This window comes from Rhizobium sp. L43 (assembly GCF_002531725.1).
Classification (GTDB): Bacteria; Pseudomonadota; Alphaproteobacteria; order Rhizobiales; family Rhizobiaceae; genus Rhizobium.
The window spans coordinates 1-18,289 of the sequence record NZ_NWSQ01000013.1; the positions used below are offsets into that span (position 1 = coordinate 1).

At 61.1% G+C, this 18,289-nt stretch carries 21 protein-coding genes and 1 tRNA gene; 8 read left to right on the forward strand and 14 right to left on the reverse strand.

Translation table 11 applies throughout. The features are described 5' to 3' along the window. The 5 genes from CO667_RS17945 to CO667_RS17965 form a co-directional block, all read right to left on the reverse strand. Positions 1-317, reverse strand: a 317-nt coding sequence (locus CO667_RS17945) for an alcohol dehydrogenase catalytic domain-containing protein (protein ID WP_179874174.1), incomplete at its 3' end; no start/stop codon positions are given. A gap of 112 nt (positions 318-429) precedes the next feature. After that, positions 430-2,439, reverse strand: a complete 2,010-nt coding sequence (locus CO667_RS17950) for an acetyl/propionyl/methylcrotonyl-CoA carboxylase subunit alpha (protein ID WP_097619655.1) — start codon at positions 2,437-2,439, stop codon at positions 430-432. Positions 2,440-2,514: 75 nt separating this feature from the next. Next, complete coding sequence (locus CO667_RS17955; RefSeq protein WP_097619656.1) at positions 2,515-3,219, reverse strand: hypothetical protein; 705 nt, start codon at positions 3,217-3,219, stop codon at positions 2,515-2,517. Positions 3,220-3,316: 97 nt separating this feature from the next. After that, positions 3,317-4,267 (reverse strand): DMT family transporter, encoded by a 951-nt coding sequence (locus CO667_RS17960; RefSeq protein ID WP_179874175.1) that lies wholly within the window; start codon positions 4,265-4,267, stop codon positions 3,317-3,319. 98 nt (positions 4,268-4,365) lie between these two features. Next, a tRNA-Leu gene (locus CO667_RS17965) sits at positions 4,366-4,450 on the reverse strand. A gap of 184 nt (positions 4,451-4,634) precedes the next feature. Here CO667_RS17965 and lipB point away from each other — a divergent pair. Continuing rightward, positions 4,635-5,354: a lipoyl(octanoyl) transferase LipB gene (lipB, locus tag CO667_RS17970; RefSeq protein WP_097619658.1), complete on the forward strand. Its 720-nt coding sequence runs from the start codon at positions 4,635-4,637 to the stop codon at positions 5,352-5,354. A gap of 269 nt (positions 5,355-5,623) precedes the next feature. Continuing rightward, positions 5,624-6,268, forward strand: a complete 645-nt coding sequence (locus CO667_RS17975) for a methyltransferase (protein ID WP_097619659.1) — start codon at positions 5,624-5,626, stop codon at positions 6,266-6,268. Between the two features lie 61 nt (positions 6,269-6,329). On the opposite strand, the gene CO667_RS17980 is transcribed toward CO667_RS17975, so the two are convergent. The 3 genes from CO667_RS17980 to CO667_RS17990 all read right to left on the reverse strand — a co-directional run bounded on the left by CO667_RS17980 (position 6,330) and on the right by CO667_RS17990 (position 8,127). Continuing rightward, positions 6,330-6,695, reverse strand: coding sequence for a hypothetical protein (locus tag CO667_RS17980; protein WP_097619660.1), 366 nt, complete (start codon positions 6,693-6,695; stop codon positions 6,330-6,332). Positions 6,696-7,027: 332 nt separating this feature from the next. After that, positions 7,028-7,537, reverse strand: a complete 510-nt coding sequence (locus CO667_RS17985; protein ID WP_097619825.1) for a BON domain-containing protein — start codon at positions 7,535-7,537, stop codon at positions 7,028-7,030. A 95-nt stretch (positions 7,538-7,632) separates the two neighbouring features. Beyond that, positions 7,633-8,127: a peptide deformylase gene (locus CO667_RS17990; protein WP_097619661.1), complete on the reverse strand. Its 495-nt coding sequence runs from the start codon at positions 8,125-8,127 to the stop codon at positions 7,633-7,635. A gap of 253 nt (positions 8,128-8,380) precedes the next feature. Between CO667_RS17990 and mgtE the strand changes: the two genes are divergently transcribed. Together mgtE and CO667_RS18000 are read left to right on the forward strand one after the other, a co-directional pair. After that, positions 8,381-9,793 carry a magnesium transporter gene (gene mgtE / locus CO667_RS17995; protein ID WP_097619662.1) on the forward strand — a complete coding sequence of 471 codons (1,413 nt, stop codon included), beginning with the start codon at positions 8,381-8,383 and terminating at the stop codon, positions 9,791-9,793. Between the two features lie 64 nt (positions 9,794-9,857). Then, complete coding sequence (locus CO667_RS18000; protein WP_085737334.1) at positions 9,858-10,250, forward strand: MerR family DNA-binding transcriptional regulator; 393 nt, start codon at positions 9,858-9,860, stop codon at positions 10,248-10,250. A 94-nt stretch (positions 10,251-10,344) separates the two neighbouring features. Here the strand turns inward: CO667_RS18000 and CO667_RS18005 are convergent, their stop codons facing one another. Together CO667_RS18005 and CO667_RS18010 are read right to left on the reverse strand one after the other, a co-directional pair. Continuing rightward, entirely contained in the window at positions 10,345-11,334 is a 990-nt protein-coding gene (locus tag CO667_RS18005) for a DUF1624 domain-containing protein (RefSeq protein ID WP_097619663.1), read from the reverse strand. Further along, entirely contained in the window at positions 11,334-12,098 is a 765-nt protein-coding gene (locus CO667_RS18010) for a DUF599 domain-containing protein (protein WP_097619664.1), read from the reverse strand. Before CO667_RS18010 ends, CO667_RS18005 begins: the two co-directional genes overlap by 1 nt. A gap of 58 nt (positions 12,099-12,156) precedes the next feature. On the opposite strand from CO667_RS18010, the gene CO667_RS34890 reads away from it, so the two are divergent. From CO667_RS34890 to CO667_RS18020, 3 genes are all read left to right on the forward strand, one after another. Continuing rightward, positions 12,157-12,336 carry a hypothetical protein gene (locus tag CO667_RS34890; RefSeq protein WP_143540729.1) on the forward strand — a complete coding sequence of 60 codons (180 nt, stop codon included), beginning with the start codon at positions 12,157-12,159 and terminating at the stop codon, positions 12,334-12,336. A gap of 48 nt (positions 12,337-12,384) precedes the next feature. Next, on the forward strand, positions 12,385-13,788 hold the full coding sequence (locus tag CO667_RS18015; protein ID WP_097619665.1) for an L-serine ammonia-lyase: 1,404 nt from the start codon (positions 12,385-12,387) through the stop codon (positions 13,786-13,788). 162 nt (positions 13,789-13,950) lie between these two features. Next, the gene (locus CO667_RS18020) at positions 13,951-14,388 is read left to right on the forward strand and encodes a DUF1489 family protein (protein ID WP_097619666.1); all 438 of its coding nucleotides are present in this window, start codon (positions 13,951-13,953) and stop codon (positions 14,386-14,388) included. A 44-nt stretch (positions 14,389-14,432) separates the two neighbouring features. Here CO667_RS18020 and CO667_RS18025 read toward each other — a convergent pair whose 3' ends face one another. Beyond that, positions 14,433-14,708 carry a hypothetical protein gene (locus CO667_RS18025; RefSeq protein WP_097619667.1) on the reverse strand — a complete coding sequence of 92 codons (276 nt, stop codon included), beginning with the start codon at positions 14,706-14,708 and terminating at the stop codon, positions 14,433-14,435. Between CO667_RS18025 and CO667_RS35435 the strand changes: the two genes are divergently transcribed. Next, a complete protein-coding gene (locus CO667_RS35435; RefSeq protein ID WP_179874172.1) occupies positions 14,653-14,820 on the forward strand; it encodes a hypothetical protein in 168 nt (55 codons plus the stop codon). The genes CO667_RS18025 and CO667_RS35435 overlap by 56 nt on opposite strands. Before the next feature lies 1 nt (position 14,821). On the opposite strand, the gene CO667_RS18030 is transcribed toward CO667_RS35435, so the two are convergent. The 3 genes from CO667_RS18030 to CO667_RS18045 all read right to left on the reverse strand — a co-directional run bounded on the left by CO667_RS18030 (position 14,822) and on the right by CO667_RS18045 (position 18,128). After that, positions 14,822-16,375 carry a D-alanyl-D-alanine carboxypeptidase gene (locus tag CO667_RS18030; protein ID WP_097619668.1) on the reverse strand — a complete coding sequence of 518 codons (1,554 nt, stop codon included), beginning with the start codon at positions 16,373-16,375 and terminating at the stop codon, positions 14,822-14,824. Positions 16,376-16,532: 157 nt separating this feature from the next. Then, positions 16,533-17,279, reverse strand: a complete 747-nt coding sequence (locus tag CO667_RS18040; protein WP_097619669.1) for a hypothetical protein — start codon at positions 17,277-17,279, stop codon at positions 16,533-16,535. A 243-nt stretch (positions 17,280-17,522) separates the two neighbouring features. Then, the gene (locus tag CO667_RS18045) at positions 17,523-18,128 is read right to left on the reverse strand and encodes a transglutaminase-like cysteine peptidase (protein ID WP_097619670.1); all 606 of its coding nucleotides are present in this window, start codon (positions 18,126-18,128) and stop codon (positions 17,523-17,525) included. Positions 18,129-18,289 lie beyond the last annotated feature (161 nt).

Consider the following 18,289-nt stretch of genomic DNA (forward strand, 5'->3'; position numbering starts at 1 on the left):
CAGAGATTGGTCTTGCGGGAAAGGCAGGAATAACATTCGCGGCATTCCGGGGTGTAGAGCGGAATGACGTGGTCGCCTTTCTTCACCGAAGTGACGCCGGGACCGACATCGACAACGATGCCGGCGCCCTCATGGCCGAGAATGGCCGGAAACAGGCCTTCCGGATCGGCGCCCGACAGGGTGAAATCATCGGTGTGGCAAATACCCGTCGCCTTGACCTCGACCAGCACTTCGCCGGCCTTCGGTCCCTCCAGCTGCACGGTCATCACCTCAAGCGGTTTGCCTGCCTGAACGGCAACGGCGGCGCGAACGTCCATCTTCCTGTCTCCCTGCTGATTTTGTTGCTTCTCAGCTGATTTATCGGGCTGAGCTTGGCATGGTCGGCGAACTCGGCTCAAGCGAAAACGGCCGGCCCCCAGTCTGTTCCTCTCAGGCGAATTCCATGATCACGGCGTCGACAGCCAGGCTTTCGCCGGCCGCGGCATTGATCTTCGAGACGACGAGATCGCGATCGGCGCGCAAGACGTTTTCCATCTTCATCGCCTCGACGATCGCCAGCGTCTCACCGGCCTTGACCTCCTGGCCCTCGGCAACCGAGATGGACACGACGAGGCCGGGCATCGGGCAGAGCAGGAGCTTGGAGGTATCGGGCGGCAGCTTCACCGGCATCAGCCTGTCGAGCTCGGCATGACGCGGCGAAAACACCTTGGCGATGACCGAAAGCCCCTGCCAGTCGATGCGCAATCCGTTGAGAACGGGGCGGATCTGCGCGGTGATGTCGCGGCCGCCGACCTTGCCGCTCCAGACGGGGTCGCCGGGTCTCCAGTCGGTGACAACGCTCTGCCTCTCGCCCTCGATCGACATGTCCATATCGAAAGGGATGGTGACGAGACCGTCGAGCAATCTTGCCGCGACGTGGTTATCGCCAATCTTGACCACCCAGTGCTCGCGCAGCGCGCCGGATGCGGCGCGCAGGCGATCGGCGAAACGTTCGCGGCGGTTCGCTTCGATCAGCGATGCGGAGAGCGCGATGGCGGCAAGCACGGCCTCTTCCGACTGCTCCGGTTTCATCGGCGCGAAACCATCGGGATATTCCTCGGCGATGAAGCCCGTGGAAAGCCGGCCCTCGCGCCAGCGCGGATGTTTCATCAGCGCCGACAGGAAAGGAACATTGTGCTCGATGCCATCGACGACGAAGCCGTCGAGCGCCCGGCCCATGGCCTCGATCGCCTCCAGCCTTGTCGGCGCCCAGGTGCAGAGCTTGGCGATCATCGGATCGTAATACATCGAGATCTCGGCGCCCTCGAAGACGCCGGTGTCGTTGCGGATGACGACATTGCCGGTTCTGCCTTCGGCCGGCGGGCGGTAGCGCGTCAAGCGGCCGATCGAGGGCAGGAAGTTGCGGTAAGGGTCTTCGGCATAGAGCCGGCTTTCGATCGCCCAACCGTCGAGCCTGATATCTTCCTGGGCCAGGGGAAGGGGCTCTCCCGCGGCGACACGGATCATCTGCTCGACGAGATCGATGCCGGTGACGAGTTCGGTCACCGGGTGCTCGACCTGCAGGCGGGTGTTCATTTCGAGGAAATAGAAATTGCGGTCGCGATCGACGATGAATTCGACGGTGCCGGCGCTCTGGTAATCGACGGCTTTCGCCAAGGCCATCGATTGTTCGCCCATCGCCTTGCGGGTTTTTTCGTCGAGGAAGGGCGAGGGCGCCTCTTCCGCCACCTTCTGGTTCCGCCGCTGGATCGAGCATTCGCGCTCGCCGAGATAGACGACATTGCCATGCGCATCGGCCAGAACCTGGATCTCGATGTGGCGCGGCTCGACGATGAACTTCTCGATGAAGACGCGGTCGTCGCCGAAGGCGCTTTTCGCCTCCGAGCGGGCGCGCTCGAAGCCGTCGCGCACTTCGGCCTCGTTCCAGGCAATGCGCATGCCCTTGCCGCCGCCGCCGGCCGATGCCTTGATCATGACAGGATAGCCGATACCGCCTGCGATCACTTCCGCATGGGCGGCATCCTTGATGACGCCGAGATGGCCGGGCACCGTGGAGACACCGGCGGCATTGGCGAATTTCTTCGATTCGATCTTGTCGCCCATCGCCATGATCGCCTTCGGCTTCGGGCCGATGAAGATGATGCCCTGCTTTTCCAATTCAGCGCAGAAGGCGGCGCGTTCGGACAGGAAGCCATAACCGGGATGCACAGCCTCGGCGCCGGTGGCCTTGCAGGCGGCGATGATCTTTTCGGCCACCAGATAACTCTCGGACGCCGCGGCCGGGCCGATATGCACGGCCTCGTCGGCCATCTCGACATGCAGCGCGTCCCGATCCGCATCTGAATAGACCGCAACGGTTCGAATGTCCATGCGGCGCGCAGTCTTGATCACGCGGCAGGCGATTTCGCCGCGATTCGCGATCAGGATTTTCTTGAACATCGAGACTCCACCCAGAAATGCGTTCCGGAGTTTTACGCACAAAACACCGGAACGCACAATCAGGCATGAGGAGCATCAGGCGACGGCGGCTTCGCAGACGGGTTCCTCGTCGACGATGCGCAGCCAGCGGCTGCGCCGCGGCTCGGCATAGTCACGCAGCTCGACGGCGGCCATGATCCCCGCCCAGTGCGGATGATTGGCGCCGGCCAGCGTCGCCTGCTCGATCTGCTGGAGCACGCCGTATTCGACCGAGGAAACGGGGATGATGCCGTTTTCGGCGACGCTTCTGAAGATGCGCATCGTGAAATCGACGTCCTGGCGGGTAATGCCCCGGCGATCGACGGCACGTGATAGCTTGTAGCCACCGATATTGTCGGTGATCGCCAGACGGAGCTGATCGAGGGCGAGCGCTCTCAATTCACCCGGGACGTCGGCCGAAATCTCCATGACGTGGAGAATGAGCTCGAGTTCCAGCGCCGAGTTGACGACACCGTCGGTCGTGAACATGCGCATGATCCAGGCGACGTTGATTTCATCAAGGGAGCCCTGCGGATAGGTGTAATGAACGATGAAACCGGCGAGCTGCTCTACGAAGAAAGCGTTCCAGGCGGCACATTTTTCAGGGCAGGAATTATTGAGCGCCAACATCGCCACGACATCGTCGGATGTCCGGATGCCCTCCGGAAAAGCATGTTTGCGCAATAGCAATATATCTTCGGCCGTCAGCCGATGCTTGCCGGCCACGACGCAGGCCGGAAAAGCGAGACGAAATTCGCTCATGTTTTAACTCCAGGCTTCATCATGAAACCGGAGACTGTTTTATCGCCTGCGAATTGACGATCCCTCAAGAAGAGGAGTTAATCCGATATTCCCGGGGTCAGGAAGATTTTAACGATTGCGCCTGCAGCCGCTCGCGCCAGATGATGAACAGCCCTGAGGCGACGATGATGAAGATGCCGATCCATTTGGAAAAGCTCGGGAAGTCGTTGAACAGCGCATAGCCGAGAACGGTCGCCGAGATGATCTCGAAGTACTGGAACGGCGCAAGCAGCGACAGCGGCGCAAGGCGGAAAGCCCGGACCACCAGCATATGCGCATATCCCGAGATCAGGCCGAGGGCGAGAAGCAGCACAAGACCGAGACCGGAGGAGGGCAGAGAGACGGCGAAATCGGCATTGCCGGAACCGTTGCCGATGAGAAGCGCGGCGGCCATGAAGACCGTTCCGCCGATGCCGGCCATCGTCTGCATGGTCAGCGGCGAATCGGCCTCACCGATGGCGCGGTTGAGGAAGAGATAGAGCGAGAACAGAAAGGCACAGGCGACCGGCAGCAGCGCCTTCAGACCGAAGATCTCGTAGCTCGGCTGAATGACGATCATCGCGCCGCCGAAACCGACCACGATCGCGATCCAGCGGCGCCAGCCGACCTTCTCTCCGAGAAACAGCGCCGACAGGGCGGCCAGCATGAAGGGGTCGACGAAATAGATGGCGAAGACATCGGCAAGCGGCATGTATTTGACGGCGACGAAGAACAGCAGGCTCGCACCACCATGCAGCACGCCGCGCAGCAGGTTCATCCATGGCCGTTTGGCCGAAAGCGCCTTCAGGCCGAAAAGAGCGAAGAGAATCGGCAGGGTGCAGGCGATCTGGAAGAAGAATCGGTAGAAGGTCACTTGACCCGGCGACATCGCCTCGAAGGTCGCCATGTATTTGGCGATGGCGTCCATGGTCGGCAGGATGAGCATGGCGCCGGACATGATGGCCATGCCCTGCAGGGAATTTTGATGGGGCTCTGACATGGCTGCCGATTCTTGCGGGGATGACGCCATCAACCATGAGATGGCTTGGCGATCAAGCCGAGCAACCGCAAATAACTTCGAGGGTGAAATCGAAATCGTCGCTTAGAAAGCGTTTCCCGGAAGGGAAATGGTGCGGTCGAGAAGACTCGAACTTCCACGGGTTGCCCCACAGCGACCTCAACGCTGCGCGTCTACCAATTCCGCCACGACCGCATCGTGGTAGGTGCCGATTTGCGTCGGCGGGGCAGCATGTAGCAAAAGCATTTGGGGTGCACAAGGGCGGTATGACAGTTTTTTTAAAAACCGGTCATCGCATTTGAATTGCTCCCGGAACGGGTCCATATAGCTGTCCTGCCGCCCTCCGATTTCGCAGGCATTTCGGGGAGAGCGGCAAGGAATGGCCATGCTTCGCACCGATCTCGAATTCTCCATGCTTCCCCAACCCGGCAGCCGGCCGGTACGCTGGCGCATTGCCGACGGTCTCGTTGCCTATGAAGAGGCCGTGGAGACGATGGAGCGCGAAGTGGCGGCGATATCGGATGGCGGCGACGAGCTCGTCTGGCTCGTCGAACATCCGCCGCTCTATACTGCCGGCACCAGCGCCAATGCCGGCGATCTCGTGCAGCCGGACCGTTTTCCGGTCTTTGCGACGGGGCGCGGCGGTGAATATACCTATCACGGACCCGGCCAGCGCGTCGCCTATGTGATGCTCGATCTGAAGCGCAGACGCCAGGATGTGCGCGCCTTCGTCACCGCCCTTGAGGATGTCGTCATCCGCACGCTCGACATGATGAATGTCCGCGGCGAGCGACGTGAAGATCGCGTCGGCGTCTGGGTGCGCCGGCCGGAAAAGCCGTTGCTTGCCGATGGAACGATGGCCGAGGACAAGATCGCCGCCCTCGGCATAAGGCTGCGGAAATGGGTGACCTTCCACGGACTGTCGCTCAACGTCGATCCGGATCTCGACCATTTCAGCGGCATCGTGCCCTGCGGGATATCGGCCTATGGCGTGACCAGTCTCGTCGATCTCGGCTTGCCTGTGATGATGGCTGATGTCGATATCCGGCTGCGCACCGCCTTCGAGGCGGTTTTCGGTGAAACGACCGGCGAAACCTGATTGTTCAGGACGGCGACTTGTCTCCGGCAATCTGCATCTGAAGGAGTGGCCGGCTTCGGCCTCTCCGGAGCAATGCGTCGTGGCGGAATGGGCAGACGGACGGCGTTGATATCGCTGCAGAAACCCGTTGGCCTGTCGCTGCTGCCGCATTTTGCCGTGAGGATCGGCCAGCAAGAACCGCCGTCCCGTCAGCAGACGCATTAACCGATAATTAGCGATTGCGCAGATATAGGTTGTCGCAATGTTATGATGCGGAAGACTTGCGAACAATGAAAAAAAAGACGGCGGCAAGCTGGTCGTTCTTCGATGTGTATTTCGTTCTCGATATCATCGAAAAAGTCGTCATTGGTTATTTCTTTGTCGCGATCGTCTTGCGTATTCTGCCGCAGATGCAGGACAATCGAGCAATCATCGACTGCCTGCTGATCGTTTCGGAGGGAGCTGCAGCCTTCCTCATCCTGACGCGCCGGTCGACGAAAAATGCGTCGCTTCGTGTGTTTGACTGGATGGTCACCGCCGTCGGCACGCTCTTCCCGCTGCTTGTCGTCCCCTCCGCGACACAACCGCTTGCACCGCTCGCGCTCTGCGGAATGGCAATGGCGCTCGGTTTTGTCCTGCAGATATCGGCAAAGCTGTCATTGCGGCGAAGCTTCGGCCTTGTGCCGGCCAATCGCGGGATCAAGATCGGCGGACCCTACAAATTTGTCCGCCATCCGATGTATGCGGGCTATCTGATGACACATGTCGGCTTCTTCCTGGCACATCCGAGCCTTTGGAATTTTGCCATCTATGCGACGGCGCTGACCGCACAATGTTTCCGCCTGCTGGCGGAGGAGCGTCTGCTCAGCCAAGATCCTGCTTACCAGGCCTTCATGGGTAAAACGCGTTACCGCCTCGTGCCATTTCTTTTCTGAAGCGACGAACAAGTGGATTGAAAAAGAGAAGGGCCGGTTTCCGGCCCTTTCTTTTATCGGATCAATGCGTTGCCCGGCATGCTTCGGTGCGGGAGGCGCCGCTGTCGGCACCCTTGGTGTGGGAACCCTTCGGGCCGATCATGCTGTGGCACGGAGGCAGGGGGGCGATGCTCGCCGTAGCGGTCTTGTCGACGGCAGGAGCTGCCATGGCGCTCGGGGCGAAGCCGTCGCTGTCATTGGTATAGTCGCTGGAATAGGCCGGGGCCTTGCGGTTGCTGTAGTGGACCGGGGCCGGCTTTGCCACCGGGCTCGGTGAGAAACCGTCACTGTCGTTGGTGTAGTCGTCGGAATAGGTCGGCTGGGCGAAGGCAGCGCCTGCAAGGCTGACGGCGAACAGGGACGCGGCAAGGGCAAATTTGATGCGCATGGGTCTATCTCCTCAATCTGCTGTTGAATTCCACAACATAAACTAACCCTCGGCGCATCAGAGTTCGCGCCCCAATTCAGGCAATTTTGTGAACAAACGGCGCCGTGGCCGCGACCTTTTGTCCAAATGAAATCACAGTGTTGTCAACGAAATTGACGTTCACGTTACAGAAGCCGCCTAAGCAAAATGTCAAAATACGGCATCTGCGCAAGCATGTTGCGATGCAATCTGAAATTGTTAACTTTTGGTAATGTTGGCGGACGGGAAGGTTGATGGAAGCGGGCGAGAGGCATTGGGTGCCTCCCGCGGAATATCCGTATCCTGCGGGTCAATCAGTCCTCGTTCGGGATATGCGCGTCGACACCGGTCAGCTGCAGTTTGTTGCGGACATGGTGGACGCCGTCGACGGAAAGCGCACCGAGTTCGACCTTGCGGGCAATGCCGATCGTCTCCACCGACCCTTCCAGGGTGACGATATGACCATCCGCATGAACCTCGATGCTGTCGATGTCGACCTCGGGAATGTTTTCGAGATTGTCGTTCACCCGCGCTTCGAGGTCGTCGCTCTCATCCCGGTCGATGCTGTCGAGGCGCAGCGAATCCTTCAGGCGGTTCTCGTTGCCATCTTCATCCGTGCCGTCGATCCGGAAGCCCCTGTTGGGGTCGCTGTCGAAATTTGCCGCCGTCTCGCCATAGGGGCGGTTGGCCGGGTCGGCGCCGGCGCCGTCGGCATAGGGCCAGCCGTCGTCGAGATTGCGTTCCTCGAGGTCGCGATAATCTTCCTCCCGGGAAAGCTCAGGCTTTTCCCGGGTAAACTTCGTCTTGTCACCGATCCCTACCATGGCGGTCACTCCTCGTTTCCGTGCGGGGTTTCTTTGCTGGAAACGCCGGCAGCGGCGAATGGTTCGGTGCGGAGGGGATTTGTCAGCGGTGATTATTAGCCCTGGGCCTTCTCCCATCTTTTCACGAGACGGTCGCGTTTCAGCCGCGAGAGGCGCTGCAGCCAGAAAATGCCGTCGAGCTGGTCGACCTCGTGCTGGATGCAGATGGCGTGGAAACCTTCGGCGGCGTCCTCGTGCACGATGCCCTCGGCATCCTGGTAACGGAAGCGAATCGCGCGCGGGCGTGTGACCTCGTCGGTGGCGCCGGGCATGGAGACGCTGCCTTCGGTGTGGTTCATCGTCTCCTGCGAGAACCAGGTGATCTCCGGGTTGACGTAGAGGCGCACGCCCTCGGCCTTGTCGAGCTCCAGCACCGTCACACGGCTGAGGACGCCGATATGGGCGGCGGTGATGCCGACGCCGGGGGCGGCGCGCATCGTCGCCAGCAGGTCGTCGGCAAGCTCGGCGAGCGACGAATCGAAGGTCGTCACCGGCGCGCAGACGCTCTTCAGGGCAGGATGCGGATAGCGCAGAATCGGACGGATGGGCATGGGGCAGCTTTCTCGGCTTGAGCGGGCTCTGCTCGGATGGGTGGCGAAACTATCGCCGGCCGCAGGCATTGTCATCAAGAGGCAGGTTTGCTGCTTTACGGCAAGGATGCTTTGGGCTAGCAGAAGCATGAATTCCGATCGCGGGAGCCTCGCGCGGGATTTGCTTATCTGCTTGTTGAGAATGTGTTTTCGCCGACATTTGCGAGTGCGGCGCTGTAGTCGTTGAAATTCGAACCAGATGCGAGGGCGGCAGATGACGACGACCGACGGGGAAGACCGCATTCGCAGGCGCGATGACGAGGAAGCCGATATCTACGATGAGGACGGCAATGTCCGCAGCGATTTCCTGGCGCTCGTCGGCGCCGCGATCGCCGACCGTGACACGCTGTTCCTGCGCCAGAACGTCGCCCGCCTGCATGAATCCGAAATAGGCGACCTGCTGGAATCGATCCAGCCGGATCAGCGCCTGGCGCTGGTGCGGCTGCTCGGCGAAGATTTCGACATGACGGCGCTGACCGAGGTCGACGAGGCGATCCGCCGCGAGATCGTCGACCAGATGCCGAACGAGCAGATCGCCGCGGCGATCGGCGAGCTCGATTCGGACGACGCGGTCTACATTCTCGAAGACCTCGACAAGGAGGACCGGGAAGAGATCCTCGCCCAGCTGCCGTTCACCGAGCGGGTGCGGCTGCGCCGGGCGCTCGATTATCCCGAAAGTTCGGCCGGGCGCCGCATGCAGACGGAATTCGTCGCTGTGCCGCCGTTCTGGACCGTGGGACAGACGATCGATTACATGCGCGACGAGGAGGATCTGCCCTATTCTTTCTCGCAGATCTTCGTCATCGATCCGACCTTCAAGCTGCTCGGTGCCGTCGATCTCGACCAGATCCTGCGCACCAAGCGGCAGACGAAGATCGAGCAGATCATGCGCGAGACCAACCATCCGGTCCCGGCCGAGATGGACCAGGAGGAGGCGGCCCAGCTCTTCGAGCAGTACGACCTTCTCTCGGCCGCCGTCGTCGACGAGAACGGCCGGCTTGTGGGCGTGCTGACCATCGACGACGTCGTCGACGTCATCCACGAGGAAGCGGACGAGGACATCAAGCGCCTCGGCGGCGTCGGCGACGAAGAACTGTCCGACAATGTGCTCTCGACGGCGCGTTCGCGTTTCCTCTGGCTGTTGATCAATCTCGGCACGGCGATGCTGTCGGCAAGCGTCATCGGCCTGTTCGACGCTTCGATCGAGAAGATGATCGCGCTTGCCGTGCTGATGCCGATCGTCGCCTCGATGGGCGGCAATGCCGGAACGCAGACGATGACGGTGACGGTGCGCGCGCTCGCCACCCGCGATCTCGATATCTATAATGCCGGCCGCATCATCCGCAGAGAGGCGGGCGTCGGCATCCTCAACGGCGTCGTCTTCGCGACGATCATGGGGCTGATCGCCGGCATCTGGTTCCACGACTACCAGCTCGGCGGGGTGATCGCGGCGGCGATGATCATCAATCTGATGGCGGCAGCCCTTGCCGGCATCCTGCTGCCGCTGCTGCTCGACAAGATGGGGGCCGACCCGGCGATCGCCTCCTCCGTCTTCGTCACGACGGTGACGGACTGTACCGGCTTCTTCGCCTTTCTCGGCATCGCCACATGGTGGTTCGGCATCTGAACGGGTGGCGAAATTGACTATTACGTAAAAGTCAATATTATCACCGGTTCATGACGGGGAAGGCATGCCGGTGAACAAATTTTATAGCATAACGGAGCTGACGCGCGAATTCGGTGTCTCCACGCGCACGCTGCGCTTCTACGAGGACGAGGGATTGATCCATCCGGAGCGGCGGGGGCGGACCCGTCTCTTCCGTCAGGCCGACCGCCGGCTCATCGGCGAAATTCTCCGCGGCCGGCGCATCGGCTTCACCATCGCCGAGATTCGCGAGATCATTCAGGTCTACAAGGAGCCGCCGGGTGAACTCGGGCAGCTGAAGCTGCTGATGAAGCGCGTCGACGAGAAGCGCGAGGACCTGCGCCAGAAGCGCAAGGATATCGACGACACACTGACGGAACTCGACAATATCGAAGAGGCCTGCCTCGGCCGCCTCGCCGAAATCGGCGTCACCACCTGAGGCTAGAGTTTTTGTTTTTACGCAATTCCCGGCAAAAGCGCTTCGCGCTTTGCCTGGGAAAACCGCTTCACACTTTTCCTGGAATTGCTCTAGCTTATTGCGCCTCGGCGCTGCATTCGGCGGCAATCGTCTGAACCCGCTCGTCCGTCTCTATATTGATCGCGCCCGCCTGCAGCGGTGTGAACAGCGCTTGAGCCTGCAATTTCTCCAGCGTGCACTGGCAGAAGCTGCGGCAGAGCGCTTCGCCTTGCTGCATGACGCAAGCGGCGTTGCATTGCCTTAGGTAAGTTGCGACCGGATCCGGCGCCTGCGGCGGGACGACGAGGGAAAGCCCGTAGGCGATGCCGATCAACACCGGCTGGTGAATGAGGTAGAAGGCAAGGCTGTGGCGGCCGAGCCTGGCCGGCCACCAGGAACCGGTGCCGATCGCGGCAAGCCGATGCAGCAGCCTGGTTCTGATGGCGATCGAGGCGAAACTTAACCCAGCGAAAAACGGCGTTGCCCAGGGAAACAGCGGCACATAATCGTTGGACCGTTCCGGCATCGCGGCAAGGCCGATCCAGGCCAGATATCTGGGATCGAAGAAGGATGACCGAAGCAGGCCGGGTGGGCCGAAATTATCGGTTATCCAGGCGGCAAAGAGCGCCAGCGTGGTGATCAGCGTGACGGCGAGCGGCAACCTCAAAAAAACGACGCCGATCAGCGTCAGCACCGCGATGCAATGCAGGATGCCGAAATAGATCCACTCGTTCGGCATCGCGATGCGCGTGGCGAACGAGATGACGGCGGCTGCCGCGGCAATCATGCCGAAACGCTTCCAGAACGAGGGCCAGCGGATCTCGGGTGTGCTTGAGAGCACGAGGCTGATGCCGACGATGAACAGAAAGGTCGTGGCGATCGCCCGGGCATAAATCTTCAGCCAGCCGGTCTCGGCCGTGCCGGGCGCGAGATAGCCCATGAACTCCATGTCCCAGCTGAAATGGTAGCTCGCCATGGCGATCAGCGCGAGACCGCGCGCCGTGTCCAATAGGCCGATGCGTGGCGGTTTTGCCGCCGCATCGGCTTGCATTGCCGGCAATGTCATCAAAGTCCCTCGGGCAAATCACGTCCGTCGCTCGACGGCATGTCGCGGCCAAACGCGGAAAGGTGGAGATTTGATGGCGGGCCGGCGTCCATGATCGCCAGTCGCGCCTGCGAGAAGAATTGCCGCCGCGCCAGCACGAAGATGACGGTCGCCGTCGTCAGCATGAAGACATAAGGGTTGATGAACCAGCCGAGATAACCGATCGACAGGAAGATCGCCCTCAGGCCTTCGTTGAAATTGCTGCCGGCAATGACGTTCATGCGGATGACGCGTTCAGCGGCCCGTTCGGCGGCGATGACGTCGCGTTCGGCATCGCGCAGCATCGGGATCGAGCCGAACAGGATGGTGCAGTAGTTGAACAGCCGGTAGGACCAGCCGAACTTGAAGAAGGCATAGCCGAAAAGTGCCGCCAGCCCGCCCACCTTCATCTCGAAGACGGCATGGCCGCTGTGGAAGACGAAGGGCAGGTCGGCGAAGACGGCGTCGACCTTCTCCGTTGCCCCGAGCAGCGCGAAGCAACTGCCGATCGCGAAGATCGAGGTCGAAGCGAAGAAGGCGGTGCCGTTCTGCAGGCCTGCCATGATCTGCGTATCGATCATCTTCAGGTCGCGGCGCAGCGAATTGTAGATCCATTCCCGCCGCCGTTCGATCATCGCATGGGTAAGGCTGGTGCGTCCGAAGAAGGTGCGGCCATGCAGCAGCCAGGAATAGCCCATCCAGACACAGGCAAAGAAGGCCAGAGCGATATAGTCCGCCGTCGTCATCGGTGATTCAGTCTCCACATGAAGTGCGGCCACCTTACATATGCATTGAAATGCTGCAATGACTGGTAAGGTCGGCGGCTTGGTTTTAGCGCGCACCCCTGAAAATCGGATTCGATTTTCGAAAGGGATTATGCGCAAACTCAAGCTGCTGGAGCGTCTTTCGGCGCGTCATCTGACGCACGGCGTTCTATCAATGTCGCACCGGCTCCATGCGATGTCGGTGCACCGCACGGATTGAAAACCGGCGTCGCTTAAGCTTGCATCCTCGTAATCAGAAGGCGCATCCATGTTTCTCTCGGTATTCGATGTCTTCAAGATCGGTGTGGGGCCGTCGAGCTCGCACACGATGGGTCCGATGTCGGCCGCCAACCGGTTTCTCGAACTGATCCTGTCGAACGAATGGCCGCGTCCATCGTCGGGCGCGGAGGTCGTTGCGATCAAGGTCAGCCTGCATGGCTCGCTTGCCCATACCGGTATCGGCCATGGCACGGGCAGGGCGGTCATTCTCGGCCTGATGGGCGAGGCGCCCGACAGCGTCGATCCTGATAAGATGGACGGCATCGTCGATATGGTCGAGCGCACCGGCCGCATCACGCCGGAAGGTCATCCCGCCTATCAGTTCCAGCCGAAGACCGATCTGATCTTCGACAAGAAACAGCCGCTGCCCGGCCATGCCAACGGCATGTCCTTTTCCGCCTTTGACAGGGATGGCCGGCTGCTGCTCAAGCGCATCTATTATTCGGTCGGCGGCGGCTTCGTCGTCACCGACACCGAGCTGGAGCAGATGCGGGCGAAGAAAAACGTGGCCGGCGGGACGCGCGTGCCCTATCCGTTCTCGACGGCAAAACAGATGCTCGATATGGCGGAGCGCTCGGGGCTGTCGATCGCGCAGATGAAGCGGGCAAACGAAGAGAGCCAGCGCAGCCGGGAGGAGCTTGATCAGGGGCTCGACCGCATCTGGGAGGCGATGCGTTCCTGCATCGAGCGTGGCCTCAAGGTCGAGGGCATCATGCCGGGCGGCCTCAACGTCAAGCGTCGCGCCCGCAGGATTCACGACAAGCTGGAGGAGGAATGGCGCAGCAACCGCGTCAACCCGCTGCTCGCCAACGACTGGCTCTCCGTCTATGCGATGGCCGTCAACGAGGAGAATGCAGCCGGCGGTCGCGTCGTCACCGCACCGACCAACGGGGCGGCCGGCGTCATTCCGGCGACGATCCGCTATTACGAGCATTTCCACGAGGACTGGGATCAGCACGGCATCCGCGATTATCTGCTGACGGCCGCTGCCATCGGCGGCATCATCAAGCACAATGCCTCGATCTCGGGCGCCGAGGTCGGCTGTCAGGGCGAGGTGGGCTCGGCGGCGGCGATGGCGGCCGCCGGCCTTGCCGCGGTCATGGGCGGCACGCCGGAGCAGATCGAGAACGCCGCCGAGATCGCGCTCGAACATCATCTCGGCATGACCTGCGACCCGGTCGCGGGCCTGGTGCAGGTCCCCTGCATCGAGCGCAACGCGCTCGGCGCCGTCAAGGCGGTCACCGCGGCATCACTCGCCGTCAAGGGCGACGGCCAGCATTTCGTGCCGCTTGACGCCTGTATCGAGACGATGCGCCAGACCGGTCACGACATGAGCGAAAAATACAAGGAAACCTCGACGGGCGGTCTTGCCGTCAATGTCGTGGAATGCTGAGTTTGTGGACGCTGGTGTTAGAGCGCGCTTTGCCCGGCAAAAGCGTTGTGCGCTTTGCTTGGCAAAACCGCTTTGCGCTTTGCCTGGGAAAACCGCTTCACACTTTTTGTGGAATTGCTTTAGACGCTTGACGCTCGCTGCCAAAAGGATTTCAACGGCGGCATGGCATTGCATCTCATCAAACTCTGTGTCGGCGCCGACTCGATAGACGATCTGCGCGAATGGGTGGCGGAACGCTCGCTCAGCGCCATCGCTGCCGGACTTGAGCCGCATTCGGTGCACACGACGCGAATGGTGCCGAAACGCATGGAGGAGCTGCTGGATGGCGGCTCGCTCTACTGGGTGATCAAGGGGCAGGTGCAGGCGCGGCAGAAACTGCTCGGCATCCAGACCTTCACCGACGGCGAGGGCATTTCGCGCTGCCGCCTGATGCTCGGCCCTGAGGTCATCGAGACGGCCGTGCAGCCGAAGCGTCCCTTCCAGGGCTGGCGCTATTACACTGAGGACGACGTGCCGCGCGACCTGACAAGCCTTGGGGCCGGTATCGTCGAAATGCCCGCGGACCTTCGCCGCGAGCTCACCGAGCTTGGCCTGCTCTAAATCCGAAAATCAAAACCGACTTTCCGCAGGCGGACGTCTGCGGTTCAGCGCAGGCGCAGCTGCACCGGCGCGCTGCCGTCAGGCGAGGTCACATGCAGGTGAATGCGGGCTTCGGGCTGCGAATAACGCCAGGCGCGGGCGCCATGGCAAAGCAGCAGATTGATGAGATCCCGGGTCTTCGGAGACTTCGGCTTCGGCCGCTGCAGGCCGATTTCGGCCAGGCGCATGGCCGCCTCGTGCAACGGATGCAGGGAAGAGCGCCCTTTGGCCGTCATGCGGCGGTCTGAAGGCATTCCCGGAACATTCTCATTGATCGCCATTGTTTTCCCCGTACGCAATACTGATCGAGTTCAAGAAAAGTGGCCGGAAACGCAAACACCGATTCCGGCCGTCACCGATGCCGCCGGCCATCTTGCAGGCAGCATCGAATAGCTCATTGGGCGGCCGCCCAGCACTTGATGCCGGCCTTCTTCAAGGCCTTGCAGGCGTTGACCGCATCGCGCTGGTCATCGAAGCCACCGAAGCGGGCGCGATAGAGCTGGTCACCGCCAGCGCCGTAGGCGACGGCGAAAGGCTTTGCCGAGGCCAATGCCTTGCCGCCCTTGCCCTTGGCGTTCTCCAGAAGGTCCATGGCCATCTGCCGGCTCGGCGAGACGCCGACCTGCACGACCCAGCCGGCCGGGCCATTGCCGGCAGAAGCTGGGCTGGTCGAGGCCGTCGTGACGTTATCGACGCCGGTATCGGTTTGTTCCGACGTCATGGATGCGGCCGCCGGCTTCGCTGCGGGGACCGATGCCTGCTGCTTGAAGGTCATGGTCTTGACTTTGGTCGGCGCCGGCATCGGCTGCGCGACCAGCGGATTGTCGGATTTCGGTGCTGCCGTCTCGGCATAGGCGACTTCGGTCTCGGCCACCTCGCGCGCATCCGGCAGCGGGCCTTTGTGCGGAAGGCTGAGATCGGCAACTGCTGCCGAAACCGGCGGCTGCGCCGCGGTGATGGTCTTTGCCATTTGCGGCTGGGCCTTCTGCTGAACCTTCTGCGGCTGGACCGGTGCAGGTGTCTCGATCATTGCAGGGGCGGGGGCAGGGGCCGCCTGGGCGATCAGTGCCGAGGATCCGCCACGGCTCGATGCCTTCGGCAGGTAGGTGGCGATCAGATTGCGCATCTGGGCATCGCGGGCAGGCGTCGAGGCGCCGCCGAGCACGACGCCGACGATCGACTTGCCGTCCAACTGCACCGAGCTCACCAGGTTGAAGCCGGCAGCTCTGGTGTAACCGGTCTTGATGCCGTCGACGCCGCGTACCGAACCGACCAGGCGGTTGTGGCTGCGGATCGTGCGGCTGCCGAACTTGAAGGCGCGGGTGGAGAAATAGCCGTAATATTGCGGGAAATGCTGACGAAGAGCGATGCCGAGGCGGGCCTGATCGCGCGCCGTCGTCATCTGCGCCGTATTCGGCAAGCCGTTGGCGTTGCGATAGGTGGTGCGCGTCATGCCGAGCGCATGGGCCTTGGCGGTCATCAGCTGGGCAAAACGATCCTCGCTGCCGCCGCCGAGCATTTCGCCGAGCGCAGTTGCGGCATCATTGGCCGACAGGGTGACGAGGCCGAGAATGCCTTGTTCGACGGTGATCGTACCGCCGGCGCGAACGCCGAGCTTGGTCGGCGCCTGGGCTGCCGCATGGGCGGAGAAGGGAACCGGCGTATCGAGACGGATGCGACCCTGTTCCAGTGCCTCGAAGGTCATGTAGAGGGTCATCATCTTGGTCAGGGAGGCGGGATATTGCAGCCGGTCGGCATTCTCACTGTAGAGAACATTGCCGGTCTTGGCGTCGACGACGATGCCTGCATATTTCGAATTCGCCGCTTCCGCTTCGGCATTTACCGAATCGACCAGGACGATCGTGACGGCCACCGAAAGGATCGCCAGCAGCTTTGCGAAAAAACTGCCGGATCGGGACGATGATACGGAGGAGACTGACCTTGACACTATTCCACTCTTCGCTTTGCATTTCAGATATTTGGCACTTTGGATATTCGGCCGGAACCGCACACCTCCCGCCGCACAGCTCGTCTTTCAAATCTACCGATCGGGCGTTACCAATCCGTTTATGATGAATCGTTTATTTCGCTGTCCGGGGAGCATTTTAGGGACTTGTTGCAGAACGGTTTATAAGACGCGCTTCCACAAAGGTGCGGATAGCGGCATCAATATGTTCCCAGTCGTCGAGATGGCTGCTTGAGAAGCGGTAGAGAACGCTGAGATCGTTGCCGACTTTGATATCGCGCTGGCAATCTCCGCTCGTCGCCTTGTCCGGGGCTGAAGGCAAGACGCAGCGTACGACGTAGTCCGCGCCGTCTTTGGCGGGCGCCGTCAGCAGCACCTCGTCGCCGTAACCGGCGTCGGCGCGAAGACGATGCAGCGTCAGGCCGTTGCCGAAAGTCTCGGCCGGTCCTTCGAGCAGATGCGAATAGATAGGCTCCAGCCGGCCGGACATGTCGCGCGACATGGTGCTCTGGGTGATCTGCAGGAAGATCAGGCCGGAGGATTGGGCGACATCATCGAATCGAAGATGGTTTTCCTTGCCGTAACCCTGCATTTCAGGCCAGGCGAGGTAGAGATCGACGCGCTCAGCCGCGCCTCCATGCCTTTGGCTCGGGAAGCGGATGGCATTCTCGGGGAATTTCACGCTGTCGCGGCCGATCGTCAGCGAGATCTCGGTGGTGCTGTCCGTGTTGCCGGCAAGCGAGATATGCCGGCCGAACCAGCGCCCGCCGATGCTGATGGCGACGGTCAGCACTGCAAGGACCGTGATCACTGCCATCGTGCGGAGGAGAAACCCCATGGAAAAAAGCGGCTGCTCGTCTGATGCGCTGTGCACGGCATGGCTCATGGCGGTTCTTCGCGTTTCGGCCGCGGGAGAACATGAATCGCCGGTGCCGATGATGGATGATCGGCAGGATCAGGTCGTCATGGTTAACAATTCGCTAAAGTGCCTCGCTGGAAATAAACAATGCTTGTCCCAAAAGAAACGAGCCGTTCCCGGGACAGCGGGAACGGCTCTTGGGCGCCGGTCGGGACGAAATGCGGGGACTTACCGGGCCGTAGGCTGCAGCCGGCAGGGGGCCGGCAATTCTTACTTGACGCTACCGACCGCGACAGTGCGGCCGTCCTGAAGCTTGGACCAGCGGGCCGGATCGTCGGCGGACTGGCGCTTCAGATAGGTGTATTCGGTATCCGACCACAGCAGCACCTTGTTGCGCATGTTGTCGAGGATGAAGTCGCCGTGATCGGTGCGGACCGTCAGTACGGCATGGCCTTCGCCGTTCGGCTGCAGCACGACAGTGATCAGCGTGTCTGACGGCGAGAAGCCGTCCTCGATCAGCATCTTGCGCTTGAGCAGGGCATAGTCCTCACAGTCGCCGACGGTGGTGGGATAGGCCCAGCGCTCCTCGACGCCGTAGATCTGTTCATCCGTCTCCGGCTGAATCGTCGAATTGACGGTGTAGTTGACCTTGAGAATTTCCTTCCAGCGATCCTCGGTGAGGATAGCCGGTCCGGCATCGCCGCCGACCTCGACACATTCCTTCGGATTTGCCTTGCAGAATTCATAATGTCCGATCGGCGGGCTGGCATTGCCTGCCAGCGCCATGCTGGCGGGCATCGCCTGTCCCGAACCCGCCATTGCCATCACCAGGACACCGGCCAGCAGGCCGCCTTTCAGGATGTTCGCATTTGTCATTGCCGTCTCCCCGTAAGTTGAGGCGACAATCGCACAGACGTTTTTATCTCACGCAAAATTACGTAATAGAATTAAAGGCTTAGTTGATTCAAATGCCGATAAAATCTGGCTAAAAACCAAGTCGAATGCGACTAAAATTTGAAGGGGATTTGTCTCGAAAT